The sequence below is a fragment of the Ensifer canadensis genome, from assembly GCF_017488845.2.
GTDB classification, from domain to species: Bacteria; Pseudomonadota; Alphaproteobacteria; order Rhizobiales; family Rhizobiaceae; genus Ensifer; species Ensifer canadensis.
The window spans coordinates 1,878,866-1,898,471 of record NZ_CP083370.1; the positions used below are offsets into that span (position 1 = coordinate 1,878,866).

18 protein-coding genes, 1 pseudogene and 1 riboswitch are annotated in these 19,606 nt (G+C 62.4%); of the genes and pseudogenes, 6 read left to right on the forward strand and 13 right to left on the reverse strand.

Features of this window, described 5'->3' with window-relative positions:
• Nucleotides 1-95: 95 nt before the first annotated feature.
• Nucleotides 96-857 carry an MBL fold metallo-hydrolase gene (locus tag J3R84_RS09170; protein WP_025427435.1) on the reverse strand — a complete coding sequence of 254 codons (762 nt, stop codon included), beginning with the start codon at nucleotides 855-857 and terminating at the stop codon, nucleotides 96-98.
• A 285-nt stretch (nucleotides 858-1,142) separates the two neighbouring features.
• On the opposite strand from J3R84_RS09170, the gene J3R84_RS09175 reads away from it, so the two are divergent.
• Nucleotides 1,143-1,895, forward strand: a complete 753-nt coding sequence (locus J3R84_RS09175) for a hypothetical protein (RefSeq protein ID WP_057206249.1) — start codon at nucleotides 1,143-1,145, stop codon at nucleotides 1,893-1,895.
• 48 nt (nucleotides 1,896-1,943) lie between these two features.
• Here J3R84_RS09175 and J3R84_RS09180 read toward each other — a convergent pair whose 3' ends face one another.
• From J3R84_RS09180 to J3R84_RS09220, 9 genes are all read right to left on the reverse strand, one after another.
• The gene (locus tag J3R84_RS09180; protein ID WP_025427437.1) at nucleotides 1,944-2,648 is read right to left on the reverse strand and encodes a peroxiredoxin-like family protein; all 705 of its coding nucleotides are present in this window, start codon (nucleotides 2,646-2,648) and stop codon (nucleotides 1,944-1,946) included.
• Nucleotides 2,649-2,733: 85 nt separating this feature from the next.
• Nucleotides 2,734-4,353 carry a caspase family protein gene (locus J3R84_RS09185; RefSeq protein WP_203528147.1) on the reverse strand — a complete coding sequence of 540 codons (1,620 nt, stop codon included), beginning with the start codon at nucleotides 4,351-4,353 and terminating at the stop codon, nucleotides 2,734-2,736.
• A gap of 467 nt (nucleotides 4,354-4,820) precedes the next feature.
• Nucleotides 4,821-5,084, reverse strand: coding sequence for a hypothetical protein (locus J3R84_RS09190; RefSeq protein WP_025427439.1), 264 nt, complete (start codon nucleotides 5,082-5,084; stop codon nucleotides 4,821-4,823).
• Nucleotides 5,085-5,252: 168 nt separating this feature from the next.
• The gene (locus J3R84_RS09195) at nucleotides 5,253-8,003 is read right to left on the reverse strand and encodes a mechanosensitive ion channel domain-containing protein (protein ID WP_025427440.1); all 2,751 of its coding nucleotides are present in this window, start codon (nucleotides 8,001-8,003) and stop codon (nucleotides 5,253-5,255) included.
• A gap of 137 nt (nucleotides 8,004-8,140) precedes the next feature.
• Complete coding sequence (locus J3R84_RS09200; protein ID WP_025427441.1) at nucleotides 8,141-8,701, reverse strand: DUF924 family protein; 561 nt, start codon at nucleotides 8,699-8,701, stop codon at nucleotides 8,141-8,143.
• 76 nt (nucleotides 8,702-8,777) lie between these two features.
• Nucleotides 8,778-9,782 (reverse strand): FecCD family ABC transporter permease, encoded by a 1,005-nt coding sequence (locus tag J3R84_RS09205; RefSeq protein ID WP_239637572.1) that lies wholly within the window; start codon nucleotides 9,780-9,782, stop codon nucleotides 8,778-8,780.
• 75 nt (nucleotides 9,783-9,857) lie between these two features.
• On the reverse strand, nucleotides 9,858-10,811 hold the full coding sequence (locus tag J3R84_RS09210; RefSeq protein ID WP_025427443.1) for an ABC transporter substrate-binding protein: 954 nt from the start codon (nucleotides 10,809-10,811) through the stop codon (nucleotides 9,858-9,860).
• Complete coding sequence (locus tag J3R84_RS09215) at nucleotides 10,808-11,614, reverse strand: ABC transporter ATP-binding protein (RefSeq protein ID WP_025427444.1); 807 nt, start codon at nucleotides 11,612-11,614, stop codon at nucleotides 10,808-10,810. Before J3R84_RS09215 ends, J3R84_RS09210 begins: the two co-directional genes overlap by 4 nt.
• A gap of 22 nt (nucleotides 11,615-11,636) precedes the next feature.
• Entirely contained in the window at nucleotides 11,637-12,050 is a 414-nt protein-coding gene (locus J3R84_RS09220; RefSeq protein ID WP_025427445.1) for a DUF1636 family protein, read from the reverse strand.
• A gap of 108 nt (nucleotides 12,051-12,158) precedes the next feature.
• Nucleotides 12,159-12,374: riboswitch (cobalamin riboswitch) on the reverse strand.
• Nucleotides 12,375-12,561: 187 nt separating this feature from the next.
• Between J3R84_RS09220 and J3R84_RS09225 the strand changes: the two genes are divergently transcribed.
• On the forward strand, nucleotides 12,562-12,855 hold the full coding sequence (locus J3R84_RS09225; RefSeq protein WP_025427446.1) for a DUF1330 domain-containing protein: 294 nt from the start codon (nucleotides 12,562-12,564) through the stop codon (nucleotides 12,853-12,855).
• Between the two features lie 289 nt (nucleotides 12,856-13,144).
• On the opposite strand, the pseudogene J3R84_RS09230 reads toward J3R84_RS09225, so the two are convergent.
• Nucleotides 13,145-13,619, reverse strand: a pseudogene (locus J3R84_RS09230) (winged helix-turn-helix transcriptional regulator).
• Between the two features lie 89 nt (nucleotides 13,620-13,708).
• On the opposite strand from J3R84_RS09230, the gene J3R84_RS09235 reads away from it, so the two are divergent.
• Entirely contained in the window at nucleotides 13,709-14,524 is an 816-nt protein-coding gene (locus J3R84_RS09235; RefSeq protein WP_025427448.1) for an oxidoreductase, read from the forward strand.
• A gap of 58 nt (nucleotides 14,525-14,582) precedes the next feature.
• Nucleotides 14,583-15,584 (forward strand): NADP-dependent oxidoreductase, encoded by a 1,002-nt coding sequence (locus J3R84_RS09240; RefSeq protein WP_025427449.1) that lies wholly within the window; start codon nucleotides 14,583-14,585, stop codon nucleotides 15,582-15,584.
• A 56-nt stretch (nucleotides 15,585-15,640) separates the two neighbouring features.
• Here J3R84_RS09240 and J3R84_RS09245 read toward each other — a convergent pair whose 3' ends face one another.
• Nucleotides 15,641-17,416, reverse strand: coding sequence for an SLC13 family permease (locus tag J3R84_RS09245; RefSeq protein WP_025427450.1), 1,776 nt, complete (start codon nucleotides 17,414-17,416; stop codon nucleotides 15,641-15,643).
• 104 nt (nucleotides 17,417-17,520) lie between these two features.
• Here J3R84_RS09245 and J3R84_RS09250 point away from each other — a divergent pair, with 104 nt between their 5' ends.
• The gene (locus J3R84_RS09250; protein ID WP_025427451.1) at nucleotides 17,521-17,793 is read left to right on the forward strand and encodes a hypothetical protein; all 273 of its coding nucleotides are present in this window, start codon (nucleotides 17,521-17,523) and stop codon (nucleotides 17,791-17,793) included.
• Nucleotides 17,794-18,172: 379 nt separating this feature from the next.
• Here J3R84_RS09250 and J3R84_RS09255 read toward each other — a convergent pair whose 3' ends face one another.
• Nucleotides 18,173-18,937, reverse strand: a complete 765-nt coding sequence (locus tag J3R84_RS09255) for an alpha/beta fold hydrolase (RefSeq protein WP_025427452.1) — start codon at nucleotides 18,935-18,937, stop codon at nucleotides 18,173-18,175.
• 154 nt (nucleotides 18,938-19,091) lie between these two features.
• On the opposite strand from J3R84_RS09255, the gene J3R84_RS09260 reads away from it, so the two are divergent.
• A complete protein-coding gene (locus J3R84_RS09260; RefSeq protein WP_025427453.1) occupies nucleotides 19,092-19,535 on the forward strand; it encodes a MarR family winged helix-turn-helix transcriptional regulator in 444 nt (147 codons plus the stop codon).
• The last annotated feature ends 71 nt before the right edge of the window (nucleotides 19,536-19,606 follow it).

The following is a 19,606-nucleotide window of genomic DNA, read 5'->3' on the forward strand; positions in this document are numbered from 1 at the left end:
GAGAGCGGAGTTAGACGGCGGCAGCCGTCTGCGAATGCGAGAGCCGCCTTTCCGCTGAGGGCCAGCATGACTCGCGATGGCGCCCGCGCTCGAAATTATGTCGCAGCCCCTTCAAGAACCAGGACATCACCATCGGCCGGGATTCGCAGCTTCATCGCCGAAATCCCGCTGTTATCAGCAGCTTCGCGCAGGTCATGCCGGGTGATCGTGGCGTGGTCGAGCGCCTCCATATGCGTGGCGACGACCACGGCATCGCCGGATGTTTCGCAGACGGCAACGGTTTCCTGCGCATCCATGACGATGAGGTCGCCGTCCCAGCGGGCACCGCAGGAATGGGTGACGATGATGTCGGGCTTCGTCTCGGCGATCACGCTTGCCACCGGCGGATAGAGCACGGTGTCGCCGGCCCAGTAGATCGACGGTTCGCCCGCAGCTTCAAGCGTGAAGCCCATGACCGAGCCCATCAGCTCGACGACGGCCCCAAGGCCGTGGCTGCCTTCGCGCCGCGTCAGCGTCAGCCCCTGCCAGCTGGCGCGGTCGACAAGCGGGATCACGTCGGTAAAGCCCGCGGCGCGGATCTCGCCTTCATCGCCAGGCTGACAGAAGATCGGCAGATGCTTCGGCAGCCGTTCCTTGGCCACATCGTCGAAATGGTCGGAATGCAGGTGCGAAACGATGACCAGTTCCACGCCATCAAGGATCGCCTCGATCGACACCGGCAGCTCGACCATCGGGTTCTCGGACCGGTTGGCAAAGGACGGCAGGCTGTGTTTCGGCGCCAGATAGGGATCGATCAGCACCGTGCGGCCGGCATAGTCGAGCTTCAAGGTGGCGTTGCGGATCAGCTGCAGTTTCATGGGGCGCATCCTCTGGCGACATCAGGTGTTTGACGGTCGCCGGATGGTTACGATTGCGGCGACAAAATCAAGCCCCGAAATGCGACCACGGCCGGGCGAGCCGGACACGCGGCGTGGTCCCGACGACGCGGATGGGGCTGGGAGCGCCGACCGCGGGAACTGCCCGCGTTCGCAATTACCACCGCCAAAGGAGACAATCCCTAAAGTTGCATTGTTCTACCGAGCAGAACTTTAACGACCTATCGCCAAACGTGGCGACAAGCACGAGCAATCGGGAGAGACATCGTGGAAAACGTCATTAGCGGCGGAGCCTACGCGCGGGCATGGGCATGGCGTTTTGGCCTTTTCGTCGTCGTCACCCTGGCATTTCCGTTTATCGTGTATGCCCTGGTCCATATGAGCGGCGCCGCCAGAACTGATGCTGCCGGCGCCTTCGCCGTGGTGCTTGGCGTCTATTTGAAGCCGATCATCTACCTGACCTTCGCAGCGTCGCTTGCACGCATCTCGATCGCCCGGAGCAAGGTAGTCGGCATGCCGGGCAAGATCGGCATCTACATCGTCCTGCTTGCCCTGTCCGATCTTCCCTTTGCGCTCATTTTCGGGGCGCACTGGGGCGTCGCTTTCTTTTTCGGCTTCGCCGGCCCGCAATTACCCACTTCGCTCCTGAGCGCGGTCATTGCCATCATCACGCTGAGTCTTGCACGCGCACCAAGCGGTCCGATGAACGAGGGCCACGCCGCCGCGTATCGCGTCTGGTCCACCCTGCTCGTTCTCATGATGGCGTACGGCCTGCTCGGGCTTGCGATAATGCTGTGGCCATTTTTCTTTGGCCTGCATGGCTTTGGTCTCTACGGTGCGCTGACCTGGGCCAAGGTCTACCTGCACCGTTTCACCCTTTATCCCGGCCTGCCGCTGTCGCTGTTCATCGCTGCCTCGGTCTATCTCATCTACGCCAGCCGAAAACACACGGGCGGACCGGCCGAGACAGGCCAGCCCCAGCGCGGCGCAACAACAAGCTTCGGTCTTCGGCGCGACTGAAACATCACGCATGCAGGAGCGCGGTTGATTTCGCCACGGCAGCATCCATCATCGCGGCCCCTGGTTGGCGGAGGAAACCGCCACATCTCCTGCGGCGGCAATGATCTGCTCGGCGGTCGGCAAGGTTCCAAGGCCCTCGGGGCCGTTGCGTGCCTCGACCTCGGCCCAGGCAATATGGCCTGACCCATCGACAAGGAAATGGCCGACAAGCTGGGTGCCATGGTTCTCGAAGATGGACCGGTCGACGTCATTCAGCTCGAAGCCATCCTTGGTGTTGAGCACGGTATTGGCCTCCATCGGGTGTGCCGGCTCGGCCATCTCGTCGTTCGGATTGATGCGCGCTGCGGCAAACTGTTCGAAGCTGGCGTGAAAGGGCCATTGCTTCTTTTCCTCACCGTCGGCCGGGGCGAAGACCACGCGCGGCACGCCGAAGTCACGATGCGTGCGGCACTCCGGATCGCACAACACCGTCACCGGCGTCGGCTGAAACTGGAGATAGAGCCTTGCCCGCTCGAGCGGCGTGTTGATCACGGCCAGTGTCTCGACGCCCGCCTCGCGCAAGGCGGGCTGGAGCGCGGAAAATTGCCGCAGCTGGCGCCGGCAGAACGGGCAATGCAGGCCGCGAAACAGCCCGATCAGAAACGGGCGTCCGCGCAGGTCCGCGAGCGAAACCACGCCCCCGACGTTGGCGGCGGGTAGCGAGAAGGCCGGAGCAGGCTCGCCCGGTTGCAGTGCGCGGATCGCTTGGCTCATGCTGACTATCCTCCATCTGGGTCCGAAGATCACGCTGTTGTGTGGCCGCGACGCCGTTCCGGTCGGTCGCCATGCCGCGGCCCTGTCACCGCCAGCTGCAGTCCCAGGGCTGCCCGCGGGCGGCGCGGTGGCACACGAAGGTGCGGCCGCAGGAATGCATGGCGGATCTCATCGTGCGTCCGCGCCCCGTGCCGCGCTCCAGGGTCTGGCGGGCTGCGAGCTGGGCACTGGCCGGGCAGTTGGCAAAACTCTTTTTCTTGGCGTCGTCAGGCGCCGTAATGGTGTTCGATGGCGCTTTCCTGGTCGGCGTCTCGTCGGTGCTGCGCGTCTTCGCCGGCTCCGGCAGCTTCGCCTCGCGCTTGATATCGACGCAGCGGCCGCTCTTCAGCTGCTGGTTCTGGGCGCAGACGAGCGGGCAGATCCGCGCCTTCTGCGACCGCAATCGTTCCAGCACGCCATCAGACGGCTCAAGGGCCGCAAGCTCGACCTTGATCAGTTTGGCGAACTGCTCCAGCGCCCTGCGGCTTCCGAGACCCCAGAGCCCGTCTTCGCTGCCGGCGCGGCAGCCGACGCGGTTCAACTCCTTCTGGATCGAGCGCACCAGCTCCCGGTCGGGCGAGGCGGTTTCAAGCGTCGGGGTTTGGTTGGCCAGCGGCTGGGTCAATGCAGCCACCTGCTCCGTTGCGGTGGGCAGCCCCCCGACAGGCGGTGCTTGCTGTTTCGCCCCCTCGGCTTCCAGCTGCGCAGCCGCAACGTCGGCCGCCGCACGCTCGATGATCCTGATTTTCGCCTTCGCCAGCGAGACGAAGGCACCACCAGGATATTGCTGCAGATAGGCGTCGAACAGGTCTCGGTCGCTCGATCCCTTGATCGTGTCCCAATAGGCAAGCTCGGCGGCGTTGTCGCCCTTGTCGCCGCCGGCCGACGCCGCAGGCTCCGTCGATGTCGATGGCTTCAGCACCACCTCGCCGGTCAGCGAGGAATTGTCCCAGGGCACCTGCTTGCCATCGGTCGCCTCCAGCACGTCACGGCGCACGTCGATCAGCTCACGGGTGATGTCGCGTCCGGGCTTGCCGAGGTGGCGCAGCAGCGCCGCCGTGAACGGTGAGTTGCGCCCGGCGCCGTCGAGCGCAACGTTGCCGGGCTGGGTGGCAAAGGCGATCAGCGAGCCGATGCCGGTACCGACCTTCGCCAGCCCCCGGCCGATCGAGCTGGAGCGCGTGCCCATCGAGCGGGCAAGATTGACTGCCAGCGGATTGTCGCGGCAGGCATCGAGGAACACCAGATTGACCCGCGTCTCGCGCTCCATCGCCGAAAGGATCAGGTTCATCGGTACCGCCTCGAATTCAAGGTCGATATAGGAGAGAAGCTTGGCGTCGATGGGAGCGATATAGTTCTCGCCGTTCACCTGCAGGCCGTGGCCGGCATAGTAGAACAACGCGAGGTCCGCACCGTCGAGCTTGCCGACGAAGTCGCGGATCGTGTTGCGCACGCCGGCAAGATCAAGATCGCGACCGACGACGACCTCGAATCCCAGCGCTTCAAGCTTGGCGGCCATGTCGCCTGCGTCGTTGTCGGGGTTGGGAGGCTCTGGCACATATTGGTAGGCCGAGTTACCGATGACCAGCGCCACCCGCCTTTCGGCAAGCGCCTGCGAACATATCAGCACCAGGAAGACCGCGATGACGATGCGAAGCCAATGCATGCCATACCCCCCGGGCATGCCCATGCATGCCCCCCGCTGCACGTGTCCTTAAATCGTTGTCGATTTAGGGATAAAACCTGCAGCAATTCAAAGCGCTACAGCGACCTTTGCGCGTCTGATAAGACGCGCGGCGCTGTCTTAACTCGCCTGCCCCGCCGCCGCACAGCGCCTGTTGTCGCAAGGGTGCGATCCATTGCCGGCCCTGTCAATGCCGCCGACCCGCCCTTGCGTCACCCGGTCTGCGCGAAACCTTGTGGACGCTTCGTCTCTGGAATAACGGGCGATCGCCGCATTTCATTCAATTGCCAAATGGGATTAGCGCGTCCTCACCCCTTCGGTTTAGGGCTGCGCGCAGGCCGCTTTTGCCGGCGAGGTCGCGCACCGATGCATCTGGCGCGATGTCGTGAAACGGAAAACGGCGCCGGGTGATCCCGACGCCGTTTCGAATTCCGTTTGAAGAGCTGCGCTTACTTGACGATCGCCGAACCGTTGACGATCTCGACATTCTCGTCGCCCTGCAGGCCGATACGGTCGCCGCTCGGCGTGGTGACGAAGCAGCCGCTGGGGCAGATCATCTCGGTGGCGCCGGCGCTGATCGCCACTTCCATGCGGCTTTCGCCCTCGACGACAACCAGAACAGCAGTCTCGCCATCCTTGTTCGTGACAGTCGCGGCCGAAACCGCCCCTGCCGCCAGCACGCCGGAAAGCAAAGCAATCACAAATGTCTTCATCGCCCATCGACGCCCGCGGCGCCGCCCTTTTGCACAGCCGTCCGCCCCGTCGGATAAGCGACGGTGGCTCCGGCCACCTCTTCAGCCCATGACAGCCTAGACCGTCAAAAGAAGAATTGCATGCTTTTTATCGCGGGCAGGCTGAATAGCGGCTGAACGCTCCGTTTATCAGCGGTTGGGGTTTGAGCGGCGGCTGGAAGCGCGGCGCTTGCCGCCTTCCTCTTCATTTTCCTCGTCAAGCGGCGCCGCGGAAGCGGTTTCCTTTTTCGAGGCTGTGGCCCTCGCCTCGGCCGACGTTGCGCCCTTTGGCTCGCCGACGGTTTCCGGCTCGTGGCTCTCGATGCCGGTCTGATCTTCGATCGGCACGTCCTCGATCTTCAAGGGGAACGGTGCACCGATGCCCTCGTCGCGGAAGCGCTCGTAGATGGCCACACGCAGATCGTTGCGCACGCCGCCGCCGGTCAACACATCGGCCACGTAGATCCGGAGTTCGAAGGTCATGCGGTCATCGCCAAAGGAGGTGAAGCCGACGCTTGGCGACGGGTTCTTCAGCACCATCGGATGGGCGGCGGCAATCTCGGCCAAGAGATCCATGATCCGCCGGGGCTCGCTGGCATAGGTGACGGTGACGGCTATTTCCGAACGGCCGAGCTTGTTGCGGTGCGTCCAGTTGCCGACCGACGCGTTGATCAGCAGCGAGTTCGGCATCATGATCGACTGGTGCTGGAAGGTCTCGATCTCGGTGGCGCGCACCGAGATGCGCTTGACGAAGCCTTCCGTCGTGCCGCTGACGATCCAGTCGCCGACCTTGAACGGACGCTCGACCAGGAGAATGAGGCCCGAGACGAAGTTCGAAACGATGTTCTGCAGACCGAAACCGACGCCGAGCGAGAGGGCACCGGCGACGAGCGCGAGATTGGAAAGGTCGATACCGGCAGCCGAAAGGCCGATCAGGCACGCGAGCCCAACGCCGATATAGCCGATGCCGGTGCGGATAGAGTTTCTGACGCCCGCATCCACCCGGCTGCGCGCCATGATGTTGCCGTCGATCCAGCGCTGCACCCAGCGGGTGACGATGTAACCAAGAATGAAGAACAGGATGCCCGCCATGATGCCCATGAGCGAGATGGTGATGGTGCCGATCTTGATCTCGGTGATGGCGCGATAGGTCCAGGATTCGATGTCGGCGACCTGGAAGCCCCATTGCAGCAGGATCAGCGGAATGAAGAACAGGGTCACCAGCGCGTAAATGCTGAGGCCTGCCACCAGGCCCACCTGATCGAGCCCGACCTGTTCAAGTTTGAAGCGGCGCTCGAGATAGCGCCCGGCTGCCGTTTCGGCGAACGCCCCCTGGCGCGAGACCGCCTTGCCGGTGAGGAAGCCGATATACATCATCACCAGGATCGCGCCTGTAATGATGATCTGCGTGGCGATGAAGCGGGACAGGCCGACATAGCCGGTAGCGGCGGCGATGATGAGCGACGCGCCAGTCAGGATCAGAACGATGGAGACCAGGCGCGGCCACGGGCGACCCGGCGCATCGAAAGGCTCATCGTGCTTGAGCGTCGGCTTGATCCAGGCCGAAGCAATGATGATCAGACCGATGATGACAGAGGCGGTGAAGCTCTTCACCACCGTCAGCACGACCGGCGAGCCGAGCGCTTCGCTGACGCCGCCGAACATGTAGTCAAGGCCGTTGACCAGCGCCATGGCGAAGATGGTGACCAAAAGCACCTTGGCGCCGCGATCCGACACGCGCACGAGGCGCCAGCGCGAGTCCGACGGCGACAGCACCGCATTGGCGAGCGTGGTCACGAAGAACCCGACCACCGTGACCGCAAGCGCAATCGCGATGATCGGCGTGATATCCGAACGCAGCACGTTGAAACTGTGCAGGAAGAAGAAGCTCGACAGCGCAAAGGCGCCTGTCGAAATGGTCGGAATGAATGTCGACCAGAAGGCAACCGACAGACGCCGGAAATAGCTCGGCTCCTCGTCCGACTTGTCGTGGTGGATATAGGGTGAAAACAGCTTGTTACTGCCGACGAGGAAGACGAGTGCGGCACAGATCGACAGGAAGATCGCGGTCAGCAAGGGAATCCGCTTGTATTTCCAGACGAAGGTCAGCCAGCTCATCGTGCTGCGCGACAGCACCTTGGTTTCATTGGCCGTTGCCGACAGCGCCTCGTCGAACATTTCGACCGAAACGTCGGTGTTCTTCAACAGCGTGTTGGAAAACAGCGCGCGTCGCGTCGCCGTGATGCCGTTCGACAGTTTCGTCGCCTGGACCGAAAGGCCCTCGGCCTCCCCCGTCAGCGCATTGATCTCGCCGCGTTCGGCAAGCAGCCGCTTGCGCTCGGCCGTGACGATATCGGCTTCCGGTGGCTGCCCCGCGCCCGGTGGATCGCCGAGTTCGGTCAGCCGCGCCTTGATCTCGTCCAGCCGCGGACGCGTGGCGATCGAGGTCGAGATGATCTGCTTGGCGACGGCATCGACCTGCACCTTGAGCTCGGCAAGCGCAATGTCGTCGTCACTGGCCTTGGCAATGAGGTCCCTCAGCCGCGCCAGTTCCTTGCCGGCGTGAGCCAGTTGCTCCGCCGTCTGGCTCTGGCCGGCTTCGGCAGCAACGGCTGCGTCGGTCGGCTGCGCTGGCGTCGCGGCGTTTTGCGCCGGTTGGGCAGCACCCGCTGCAGGCTGCTGCACGTTCGCTGCCGGCTGCGCCTTGCCGTCGGCGGCCGGTTGTGTGTTCTGGGCAGGCTGCGCGCCGCCCTCGGCAGGCACTGCCGGAGCTTGAGCGGGCTTCTCGCCGGGTTGCGTCGTCGTCTGCACCGGTTGGGCGTTTTGCGCCACGACAGTGCCGGCACCGGCCAGCGACAGCAGGCAGACAGAAACAGCGAACAACTTTGCCACGAAATGCAATTTCAAAACCCTCGGAAGCCCAGACCTCGCCCGGATGCGGAATCGCCCCGGCAGCCGTCACAATGCGGTTTGAATACGAAAGACGGCGGAAAGATGCAAAGACACGGTAAAACATGCCTTCACAGCCCGTAAAACTGTCAGAATCCTGCGCCCGGCTGCGCCAGATAGGTCAGTTCCGCCGCCGTCGACGTCCGACCGACGAAGGCGTTGCGGTGCGGGAAGCGACCATAGGTCTCGATCACCTCCCGGTGCCGGATTGCATAATCGATATACATGGGATCGCCGAGCTCGGTGAAAAGCTTCACCGCCATCGTCTGATCCGTCAGGTTCTCCGAGTGCTCGAACGGCATGTAGAAGAACGCCCGCCACTCCGGCCGGACCGCCATGTCGGCGCCGGCGCCGACGGCGAGCTTGGCTTCCCGGAGCGCCAGGCCGTCGGTCGCAAAGGCAAGCGGCGTCCCCCGATACATGTTGCGCGGCAACTGATCGAGAAGCACGATTGCCGCCAGCCGGTTTTCCGGCGTCGCCCGCCAGATGTCGCCGATCTCCCTGGCAAGGGCGAGGTGCGACGCCTGGAAGCGCAGGAAGCAATGTTCGTCCAGCTCGCGCGACGGCTTGAACCAGTGGTCGAGCGACAGTTCCTCGAACCAGAATTTCAGCACTTCATCCGGGGTGCAGGCCTCAGCTTGATGGGTCATTCGCTCCTCATGTCATGCCGTGGGGACGGTCGACCTATCAGATAGGCGGCAATCGCACCGTGTCCATGCCGCTGGCTTACGCGCGACGCTTCAAAATGGCAATAAAAGCCATGCCGCCGACAAGCCCGGTGATGACGCCGATCGGCATATCCTCGGGCGCCATGACGACGCGGGAAAAGAGGTCCGCCCAGATCAGCACCAGCGCCCCGACGAAGGCCGAAAGCGGGATGACCCGGACATTGTCGCTGCCGGCAAACAGCCGCACGAAATGCGGCACCATCAGGCCGACAAAGCCGATCGCGCCGGAAAAAGCGACCATGACCCCGGTCAGAAGTGCGGTGACGACGAAGAGGACGAGGCGGAACCGGCGAACGGGAATGCCGAGCGTCGTTGCCGTCTCGTCGCCCATGGCAAGCGCATTGATCTCGCGCGCCCTCAGCACGAGGTAGCCGAGGCAGGCTGTCAGCACCACCGCGGGATAGACAAGATGCGGCCATTGCGCGAGCCCGAGACCGCCGAGCATCCAGAAAATCACCGTATGCACCGCCCTTGGATCCCCGAGGAAAATCATCAGGTTGCCGACAGACGTCAAGGTGAAGGCAACGGCCACGCCTGATAGCACCAGCCGGTCGGCATTGGTGCCGAGCACCCTTGTCACGAGCGCAACAAGTGCGGTCGCAGCCAGCGCGCCGGCAAAGGCAAACAGCGGCACCGTGGCAAGGCCGAGAATGAGTCCGGTGTGCAGTAGCGCGATGATCGCGCCGAGCGCGCCGCCGGAGGACACACCGAGCAGATGCGGATCGGCAAGCGGATTGCGGGTAACCGCCTGCAGCACGGCGCCGGTCAAGGCCAGCCCGGCTCCAACCAGCCCGGCAAGCACGACACGCGGCAGGCGCACGTCCCAGACAATGCTTTCGCGCCCCGCCGACCAGACGACGTCGACGCTGCCGGGCGACAGCTTCGAGGCGATGATCGACCAGACGGTCGAGACCGGGATGGGCGCTGAACCCCATGAGACGGCGGCAGTGATCGTCAGGCACAGCAACAGCAGCGCCGCGAGAATGGCGGTCGTGGTTTTCACAGTCCGTCCCTGGTCAATTATTGGAATGGAAAGGCGGGAGCATGCGAAACGGCATGCTCCCGCAGGCCGCCTCGGTTACATCGCCTGCCCGTGAAAGGCCCTGGCAAGGCGCGCAATGGCATCGATGTTGCGTGGACCCGGTGTCGCCTCGACATAATCGAGCACGACGAAGCGGTCATTCCTGACGGCATCGATGTTCTTGAAGGCGGGGTTGCTCTTCATGAAGGCGATCTTCTGCTCGGCGGTGACCTCGCCATAGTTGACGATCACCACCACCTCAGGGTTCTTGTCGATCACCGGCTCCCAGGAAATCTCGGTCCAGCTCTTCTCGATGTCGTCCATGACGTTGACGCCGCCCGCCGCCTCGATCATTGCCGTCGGGATACCGAACCGGCCTGACGTGAACGGCTTCTCCTCGCCGGAATCATAGACGAAGACGCGGGTCGGGCGTTCGATGCCGCCGGTGTCTGCAGTGATCTTGTCGAGATCGCGGCGATAACCGTCGACCAGCGCCTGCGCCCGATCCTCGACGCCGAAGATGCGGCCGAGATTGAGGATATCGACGAACATGTCGTCCATGACAGGCTTGCCCTTGGCCATGACGTGAATGCAGGATTCGGTCAGCTCATAGACGTTGATCTTGAAGGGTTCGAGCGTTTCCGGCGTCACCTCGCCCCCGACCTTCATGCCGTAGTTCCAGCCGGCGAAGTAGAAGTCGGCGTCGGCATTGAGCAGCACTTCCTTGGTCGGATATTTTTCCGAAAGCTCCGGCAGCGCCTTGACGCCTTCGCGCAGCTTTTCGTCCAGCGTCTTCCAGCCGGATACGCCGGTATAGCCGACCATGCGGTCCTGCAATTTCAGAGCCAGCATCATTTCAGTGAGGTTGACGTCGTTGGAAACGGCGCGCTTCGGTGCTGAATCGAAGGTCACCTCGCGGTTGCAGCTCTTGACGGTCACGGGATAGGCGAGCGCCGGCGTTGCCGCCAGAACCAGCAGGGCAAAGGCGGAATGGGCAATGAAGGTCTTCATGAAATCAGTTCCTGTCGAGCAAGTGAAAAGGAAAAGCGTGCGCCGCTCGAAACGGCATTGTTGTGGGCAGTGGCGGTGACGCCGAAGGCGGCGGAAAGCGCTTGTGGGTTGAGCACGTCTTCGGGCGGGCCGAAGGCCGTCATGCGTCCCTCCGTCAGGATCGCCACATCGGTCGCGAACTCGGCTGCCAGGTTGATGTCGTGCAGCGTGGTGACGATCGTCAGCTGCAGCGTCTGCAACAACTCGAGAATTTCGAGCTGGTGGCGGATATCGAGATGGTTTGTCGGCTCGTCGAGAATGATGATGCGCGGCTGCTGGGCAAGCGCCCGGGCGATCAGCACCCGCTGCTTCTCGCCGCCCGAAAGCGTCGCGAATTGCCGCCCGGCAAGGTGGGTGAGATCGAGATGCTCGAGCGCGTGCGCAACCGTCTCGCGGTCCCTCGCGGTCCAGCCGCTCATGCCCTCACGCCGGGGGATGCGGCCCATCATCACCACGTCGCGCACGCTGAAGGGAAAGTCGCTCGGCATTTCCTGCAGCACGACGGCAATGATCTTTGCCGCCTCGCGCGCCGTCATCGCCCAGATGTCGACGCCATCGACCTCGATTGCGCCCGCTATCGGCTGGGCCGAGCGATAGAGGCAGCGCAGCAGCGAGGTCTTGCCGGCACCGTTCGGCCCGAGAATGGCAAGCCGGCTGCCGGGCGCAATGGCAAAGTCGATCTCGCGGACCAGCCGCAGGTCCGGGCGCGGTCCCCAATCCAGGGCGTGGACCCGAAGCCCGGCCCCTGTCGCGGTGCAGCTCATCGGCTCGTCCCTCCCCGCGCCATCATTGGAAATGCCAGCCGATGTCTTCGGAGACCAGCATCGCTGCCGGGATGCGCGCCAGCGTCTTGCCGTTGAGCCCGCGCGGCCTCTCGGCCGCCCGCGTCATGCCATCGCCCCTTCCGGCATAGGTGGTCGCGAACGAGACGAGATCATCGATATCCTCCTCGGGCGAGATATCGCCAAAGAGGTAGGTCGCCTTGCCGGTTGCCTGGAAAGCGATGGTGCAAGGCCTGGTACACGCGGCCATGCAGACCGTCCCAGTAATGGAGAAATCCCGGTCGAGCGGCTCGCCGAGCGCGGCAATACTGCGGTTCAGCCGCTGGATCAGATCCGCTCCCGGACGGCATGGGCCGCCGGTGAAACGGCAATCGGTGCAGACCGTTATCGTGTGCTGTCGGGAAACCGGATTGGCCATGTCTCTTCTCCTCCGGATTGGTCCGGAGAGAATGTGGCAACGCGGCATGATGACGGATGACCGTCGCGCAAAAACCAGTTCTTTTCCATCGGAACACCCCGTCCGTTGTGGTTGATCGGTTCGATGGCAGGTCTCCTGGCTCGCGGGTCGCGGCGCATCCACGTCTTCCCGGCTGATCGCCAGTGACATGGTGTGAATGCGCTTTCCGCTCACAGTTGCGGGGGCAGCCACGGTTTCGGCCCCATTTGGGTCGTCCGCTCCGTGTTCCCTTTTCAGCCGCTTCCGCATTGTCGCGGTTGCAGCACCATCAAAGCCTTCGTCGCACACTTCGGCGGAGGTGACAACCGCCGCGACAGCACGGCCTTGGCCTATCAACATGTCGCATTTTTTCATGCGCATTTGTTATGTGATAACATAACATTATTCAACACAAAAATATGTTGACCAACTCGCCCGCACCGACCAACGGGCGTATCCTTCGATGGCGCCTGTGTGGAAAAGGAGATCTGCCATGGCCGCCTATCTGATTGCGGATGTCGAGGTCACCGATGCCGCGGCCTTTGAAGAATACATACGGGAAGTGCCGGCAACGGAGGCGCGCTATGGTGGCCGATATTTGGGGCGCGGTGGCGCTACCCGGGTGCTCGAGGGAGACTGGGAGCCGCACCGGCTCGTCATTGTCGAGTTCCCGGACATGCACTCCTTGCTCGAGTGGTACAACTCGCCGGCGTATCAACGCCTCAAGGCGATCCGAGAGCGCTGCGCCAAGACGCGGATCATGACGCTGGAAGGCGTTGCCACCTAAGCAGTCGGGCCGTCATTGTTCCAGCAGCTTCCGACGTTTACCGCAAAGGTGCGGCATTGGCATATCAACATGCGGCATATTTTCATATTCATCTGTTATGTAATATCATAATACAACACAAGCTAACGAATGATGCCTGCGACGCACATTGGCAGAGCACTTCTCACGCCATCAGGACGATCGATCGCGACTGTCAACCGGACCTATTAATCTGGCATCAGCGTTTGCCGGCGACGGTCATAAGACATTGCTCGACCAACGGACCGGCAACTCTGTGCTGGAAGCGATTTCAAGAGGCGTTGTCAGGCGATACTTCATCTGCCTGGGGTGCCTCATTCCGGTGCGGCGATACGAATGGGACGTGTCCCGACTGGAGCGCCGGTCGCCCGGTCGATGGTGACGGGATCGATCTCCGTTCCGGTCTCGGCGTCGAAGAACCGGGTTACCTCGCCCCCGCCGCGATGCTTGCGTCCCCACGCGCCGATGGCAAACAGAACCGGCAGGAAGTCTTGGCCAGCTTCGGTCAGGACATATTCGTCTCGTGGCGGACGATCGGAATAGCGGCGTTTCTCCAGCAGCCCCTCCTCCGTCAGCGCTGAAAGCCGCCCCGTCAGCATCGTCGGCGCGATACCAAGACTTTTGCGGAAATCATCGAAGCGGGTCAGGCCCGCATGGGCATCTCGCATGATCAGCATGCTCCAGGCATCCCCCACAAGCGCAAGGCTCCTGGCGATCAGGCATGGCTGGCTCGACAGATTTTTCATGTTAGTATCTTTTTGATAGTGACTAACTACTAATTTAATAGTAACTGAATGTTCAGCGATATTCCATGATAAAATGAAAGCACAAGCCGATGAGCAAGACAGAACGCGGCATTGCCCTGGTCACGGGCGCTTCCTCAGGCATTGGGTTGGTGACAGCACGAGCGCTGCGGCACGATGGCTACCGTGTCTTCGGTACCAGCCGAAAGCCGATGCCCGATACCCCGGACGGGATCACGATGCTGATCTGCGATGTAACCGATGACGCATCGGTGCAGACAACCGTCGACGAGGTTCTAAGTCGCGCAGGACGGATTGATCTTCTTGTCAACAATGCCGGGATCGGACTGCTCGGCGGCGCTGAGGAATCCACGACGAAACAGGCGAAAGCCGTCTTCGACGTAAACGTGTTCGGCATCATACGCATGACAAATGCGGTGCTGCCCACGATGAGACGGCAGCATCGAGGACGGATCGTCAACCTCAGCTCCATACTCGGGCTGATCCCCGCCCCCTACAATGCGCTCTACGCATCGACCAAACATGCCATCGAAGGCTATTCGGAGTCTCTTGACCACGAAGTGCGAACGCAAGGCATCCGCATCGTGCTTGTCGAGCCCGGCGTAACCCGCACATCCTTCGAAGAGAACATCACGCGACCGGACCGCCCGCTTGCCGTTTACGACACGGTTCGCGCCGACGCGGAGAGGCTGATGCGCGACATCGTCGCGAAGGGCGATGCACCCGAGGTGGTCGCCGAAGCCGTCGTAAGGGCCGCCAATGCGGCATCGCCCAAACGACGCTACACCGCCGGAAAAGCTGCAGGACAAGTCCGTTTCATGCGTCGCTTCCTGCCCGAGTCCATCGTCGACAAGAACCTTCGGAAGTTCAGCAGACTTCCCGATTGAGCTGTCGCCGCCGCACTGCTGGCGCTGCCGGCTCACCATAGAAACGAAAGTTAGTCTGATGAAATCATTCCTGATCGATCGCTATCTGAAAGGCGGCGCTCTCCGGCTCGGCGAAGGCCCACAGCCGGAGTTGCGTGAGAACGATGTCATGGTTGAGATTCATGCCGCCGGCGTGAACCCCTTGGACAATAAGATCAGGGACGGAGAGTTCAAGGTCATCCTTCCCTACCGCCTTCCACTGGTGCTGGGCAACGATGTAGCGGGCGTGGTGGTCAGGGTCGGGGCCAATGTCCGGCGATTTAAGCCTGGTGACGAGGTCTATGCACGCCCGGCCCAGGATCGCATCGGGACATTTGCAGAGTACATCGCCATGGACGAGGCCGATGTAGCGATGAAGCCGAACAATCTGAGTATGAACGAGGCCGCATCCATTCCGCTTGTTGCCCTGACAGCATGGCAGGTGCTTGTCGAGCGGGCCAACTTGCAAAAGGGACAGAAGGTCCTGATCCATGCCGGCTCCGGTGGTGTGGGCGCGATCGCGATCCAGCTTGCCAAGCATCTTGGGGCATATGTGGCGACGACCACGAGCACACCAAATATCGCTCTTGTGAAAAGTCTCGGCGCAGACGTCGTCGTCGACTACAAGAAGGATGACTTCGAGAAAGTGCTGCAGGGCTATGACGTCGTGCTGAACAGCCTAGGGAGGGAAACGCTGGAGAAATCCCTTGCTGTTCTGAAGCCGGGCGGGAAGCTGATTTCGATTTCCGGTCCGCCCGATCCGGACTTCGCGCGGCAGAACGGTTCTGGCTGGCTGCTTCAACAGGTCATGCGCCTGCTGAGTTTCGGCATCAGGAGAAAATCGAAGCGCCGAAGGATCAGCTACTCCTTCCACTTCATGACGGCCAACGGTGGGCAGCTTGGTCAGATCACCTCCCTGATCGACACAGGTGCCATACGACCGGTAGTGGATCGGGTCTTCCCGTTCGAGAGGACCAACGAGGCGCTGGACTATGTCGAAACGGGGCGTGCCAAGGGGAAAGTCGTCGTCGCTGTGAAGTGACGTCTGGGGTCCGGTCCGATTGCCGTTAGAGGAAGCAACTACCTTTAGGAAGGCGATTAGCGCAGCGGCCAGACGGCGATCAGCGCCGGCACACTGACGATGACAATCACCACCGAAAGCGGCAGGCCGAGGCGCGGATAGTCGCTGAACTTGTAGCCGCCCGGGCCCATGACCAGCGTGTTGCACTGGTGGCCGATCGGGGTCAGGAAATCGCAGCCTGCGCCAATGGCAACCGCCATCAGGAAGGCTTCGGGGCGGTAGCCAAGCGTGGTCGCGAAACTGGCGGCGATCGGCGCCATGACCAGGACGGTCGCGGCATTGTTGAGGAACGGCGTCACTGCCATGGCGGCGAGCAGGATCAGCGTCAGCGCCCCGGCCGGCGGCAGGCCCGCGGCAATCGTGCCGAGCCAGCTGGCGATCACGTCGGTGCCCCCTGTCGTGCGCAGCGAATCGCTGACCGGGATCAGCGCTGCCAGCATCACCAAAATCGGCCCGTCGACCGACCGGTAGACGTCGCGCAGCGGAATGATGCGGAAGATCACCATGGCAAGGGCCGCGGCGAAGAAGGCGATCGGGATCGGCACGAGGCCGACGGCCGTCGAGCCCATGGCGGCGGCAAGAACGAGGAGCGGCAGCGTCGCCTTGCGGATGGTGCCAAGCAGGATCTCGCGCTGCGCCAGCGGCAGGCAGCCGAAGTCCTGCAGGAACGACGGCAGTTCACGGCGCGCGCCCTGCAGCACGACGATATCGCCGGCCCTTAAGCGAATGTTGCCGAGCCGCTGCTTCAGCCGCTCGCCCTGCCGGCTGACGGCAAGCAGGTTGATGTTGTGGTTGCTGAACAGCGCCAGGCGCTGCGCGGTCATGCCTTCGAGCGGCGAGCCGCCGCCGATCACAGCCTCGACCGCCTCGATCTCCGCGCCGGTCTTTTCGCTGGATGACGGCGAACGGTCGCCGGAGATCTTCAGCTTGGCCTGCGAGACGATACGATCGAGCGCATCCGGCCCGCCTTCGAGCAGCAGGATATCGTCGGCCTCGAGCTTGACGTCAGGCAATGGCGCCACATGCAGGCCGCGCCGGAACATCGCGGTGACGACGGCACCGCCGTCGGCAATCTTGACGAGTTGGCTCAGCGACTTGCCGATCATGGGCGTACCGGCGGCAACCACCGCCTCCGAGGTATAGTCTGTGATCTCGATCGCCGCCTGCACCGAGACATGCTGGCTCGTGCGCTGCGGCACCAGCTTGTAGGCAAACAGCAGGAAGACGACACCGACGGCAGCAAGCGTGGCGCCGACGGGGGTGAAATCGAACATGGTGAAGCTCTCGCCCGTCAACTCCTGGCGCACGCGCGAAACGACGATATTGGGCGAGGTTCCGACCTGGGTCATCAGCCCGCCGATCAGCGAGCCGAAGGCCATCGGCATCAGGAACACCGAGGGCTGGACGCCGGAACGGCGGGCAAACTGGAACGCCACCGGGATCATGATCGCCAGCGCGCCGATATTCTTGATGAAGGCGGAAAGCACCGTGACCGTGATGACCAGCAGCGCAAGCTGCGCCCGGACCGAGGAAATGTTCGGCAGAAACCGCTGGATCGCCGCATCCACGACACCGGAGCGCGCCACCCCGGCGCTGACGATAAGGGCGCTACCGACGATGATGACGATATCGTCGCTGAAACCATCAAAGGCGTGATCGAAAGGCACGATGCCAACGGCGACCGAAAGCATCAGGGCGGAACAGGCAATCACGTCATATCGAAACCGCCCCCAGATGAAGAATGCCATCATGGCGCCGATGACTATAAACGCGAGGGACTGTTCGGCGGTCATGCAATACCTGGGTTCGGCAGAAGGACTGGGCGACAGCAGAGCGCGCGACAGGCGCTTGGGGCCTGACGCACAATCCGACGGGAAGTTCACCCAAGGACTACCGCATGTTTCGCCAAATCGGAATTCGCCGCAGCGACAAATCTGGGTATGAGCGCGAAACGCATCGGGTTGGCGCGGCGAACTCGCAACCTGCCCTCTTCCCACAGCTGACGGTGGAAGGCTTGTACCAATGGGCCAGCGTGGCCATCAACGGCGAAGCTGTGGGCAAGCTGCATGTTGCCGCCGGGCCGTTCGGAAGACGGAAGGTCCTGCCCAGCAAACACGGCCGGGAGATCCCTCTCCCGCCCCTCAGACTGATGACAAAGTCATCCATATGACCTGTTCGACATTCGGGCGCCTTCACGGCGCTCAAAGCACCCTCATTCCTGTGCCCGTCACAGGAATCCAGTCAGCCCAAGTCCTTGGGCTGAAAGGTCTTTCGACCTGACAGACGTCAGCTCGCTGGATTCCGGCACAGGGCCGGAATGAGGGAGAACTGGGTGAGCCTCCCGTTAGACAGGATTCTCTGGGGTATGTCGGCAATCTAGAGCATGTCGTGCAAAAGTGCGCAGCGGCTTTGTGATGACGACATGCGCAAAAACAAGAGCTTAAAGGGCAGCAAGCGAATCCTGGAGATCGCGACGCGCTTTAGAGCCGGGAGATCCCTCTCCCGGCCCTGTGTTGGTCGATTGTTGCTGTGTCGTTCGTCGCCGACGATCAGTTGGCGGTTTCCGCCGCCTTCTCGATGAGATCGGCGACCGCCTTCGGATTGGAGACATAGACGGCGTGGCTGCCGGGCACTTCGACGACGGTTGAGCCGGCGCGTTTGGCCATCATCTGCTGGGCAGCCGGCGGGATCATGCGATCTTCACCCGCAACCAGATAGTAGCTCGGCTTGGTCTTCCAAGCAGGCTCGGTGACGGCGCCGGCCAGCGCTTCGACGCCCCACGGAACCTGGGAGTCTGCCATGAAGGCGGCCGTCTCGGCATCGACGTCAGCAGCAAACGATGCGGCGAACTTTGCCTTGTCGAGGAACAGGAAGCCATCGACCGGCGGCAGGATTGGCGGCACCGGCGCGCCGGCCGGCGGGTTGGCAATCAAGGACGAGACCGACTCGCCCTTATCCGGGGCGAACGCGGCGATGTAGACGACCGACTGCACCTTCTCATGGGTGCCGGCTTCGCTGATGACGACGCCGCCATAGGAATGCCCGACCAGCACCACCGATCCATCAGCCTTGTCGATCGCCTGCCTTGTGGCAGCGACGTCGGCGGCAAGCGAGGTCGTCGGGTTCTGGACGATGCTGACGGTGTAGCCGTCCTTCTTCAGGATGTCGTAGACACCCTTCCAGCCGGCGCCATCGACGAAACCGCCATGGACGAGAACGACGTTCTTTGCGCCTGCATCAGCGGCAAACGCGGTGGTGCCGGTGGCGGCCAGGGTGAGCGAGGCGGCGGCGGCAAGCAGAGATGTCTTCAACATTTGCGCAACTCCTTAATTTGTTAGCGCGATAGTTGTTATCGCGGTAATCATTAGATATGCCTTACGCGATCACCTGTCCAGCATTTTATTATCGCAATAATGGTTTTCGTGCTAAGCTCATGAAAAGCCACGGACTTAAATATTGGAGACGACCATGACCGAACCCGCACCGCTTCCGCTCGACAGCCAGCTCTGCTTCTCGATCTACTCGGCAGCGATCGCCATCAATCGCGCCTACAAGCCGATGCTGGACGCGCTCGGCGTCACCTACACGCAGTATCTGGCCGTCAGTACACTGTGGGAACAGGACGGCTTGAGCATATCGGCGATTGCCGATCGGCTCGGCCTGGAACCGAGCACCATCACCCCGGCAGTCAAGCGGCTCGAGGCGGCCGGTTTCCTTTCAAGACGCAGAAGCACCGTCGACGAACGGCTGGTCGAGGTTTTCCTGACAGAGAAGGGCAAGGAGCTTCACCCCAAGACCGCATGCCTCACCGACACGCTGCTGCGTCGTTCCGGATTTACCGTGCCCGAGATGATCGATCTCAACGAAAAGGTCCAGATGCTGCGCGACGGCCTCACCCGCGAAGAAGCGTAGAAACATGCAGCAATTCAAAGTGCTACAGCGAGCTTTGCGCGTCTAATGAGACACGCGGCCACCGAGGGTCC

Coding starts and splice junctions, on each gene's coding strand:
- J3R84_RS09235 (WP_025427448.1), top strand. CDS start 13,709: ATGAGCAAGACAGAACGCGGCATTGCCCTGGTCACGGGCGCTTCCTCA.
- J3R84_RS09250 (WP_025427451.1), top strand. CDS start 17,521: ATGTTTCGCCAAATCGGAATTCGCCGCAGCGACAAATCTGGGTATGAG.
- J3R84_RS09180 (WP_025427437.1), bottom strand. CDS start 2,648: ATGAGCCAAGCGATCCGCGCACTGCAACCGGGCGAGCCTGCTCCGGCC.
- J3R84_RS09225 (WP_025427446.1), top strand. CDS start 12,562: ATGGCCGCCTATCTGATTGCGGATGTCGAGGTCACCGATGCCGCGGCC.
- J3R84_RS09210 (WP_025427443.1), bottom strand. CDS start 10,811: ATGAAGACCTTCATTGCCCATTCCGCCTTTGCCCTGCTGGTTCTGGCG.
- J3R84_RS09240 (WP_025427449.1), top strand. CDS start 14,583: ATGAAATCATTCCTGATCGATCGCTATCTGAAAGGCGGCGCTCTCCGG.
- J3R84_RS09185 (WP_203528147.1), bottom strand. CDS start 4,353: ATGCATTGGCTTCGCATCGTCATCGCGGTCTTCCTGGTGCTGATATGT.
- J3R84_RS09170 (WP_025427435.1), bottom strand. CDS start 857: ATGAAACTGCAGCTGATCCGCAACGCCACCTTGAAGCTCGACTATGCC.
- J3R84_RS09260 (WP_025427453.1), top strand. CDS start 19,092: ATGACCGAACCCGCACCGCTTCCGCTCGACAGCCAGCTCTGCTTCTCG.
- J3R84_RS09215 (WP_025427444.1), bottom strand. CDS start 11,614: ATGAGCTGCACCGCGACAGGGGCCGGGCTTCGGGTCCACGCCCTGGAT.
- J3R84_RS09200 (WP_025427441.1), bottom strand. CDS start 8,701: ATGACCCATCAAGCTGAGGCCTGCACCCCGGATGAAGTGCTGAAATTC.
- J3R84_RS09255 (WP_025427452.1), bottom strand. CDS start 18,937: ATGTTGAAGACATCTCTGCTTGCCGCCGCCGCCTCGCTCACCCTGGCC.
- J3R84_RS09190 (WP_025427439.1), bottom strand. CDS start 5,084: ATGAAGACATTTGTGATTGCTTTGCTTTCCGGCGTGCTGGCGGCAGGG.
- J3R84_RS09220 (WP_025427445.1), bottom strand. CDS start 12,050: ATGGCCAATCCGGTTTCCCGACAGCACACGATAACGGTCTGCACCGAT.
- J3R84_RS09245 (WP_025427450.1), bottom strand. CDS start 17,416: ATGACCGCCGAACAGTCCCTCGCGTTTATAGTCATCGGCGCCATGATG.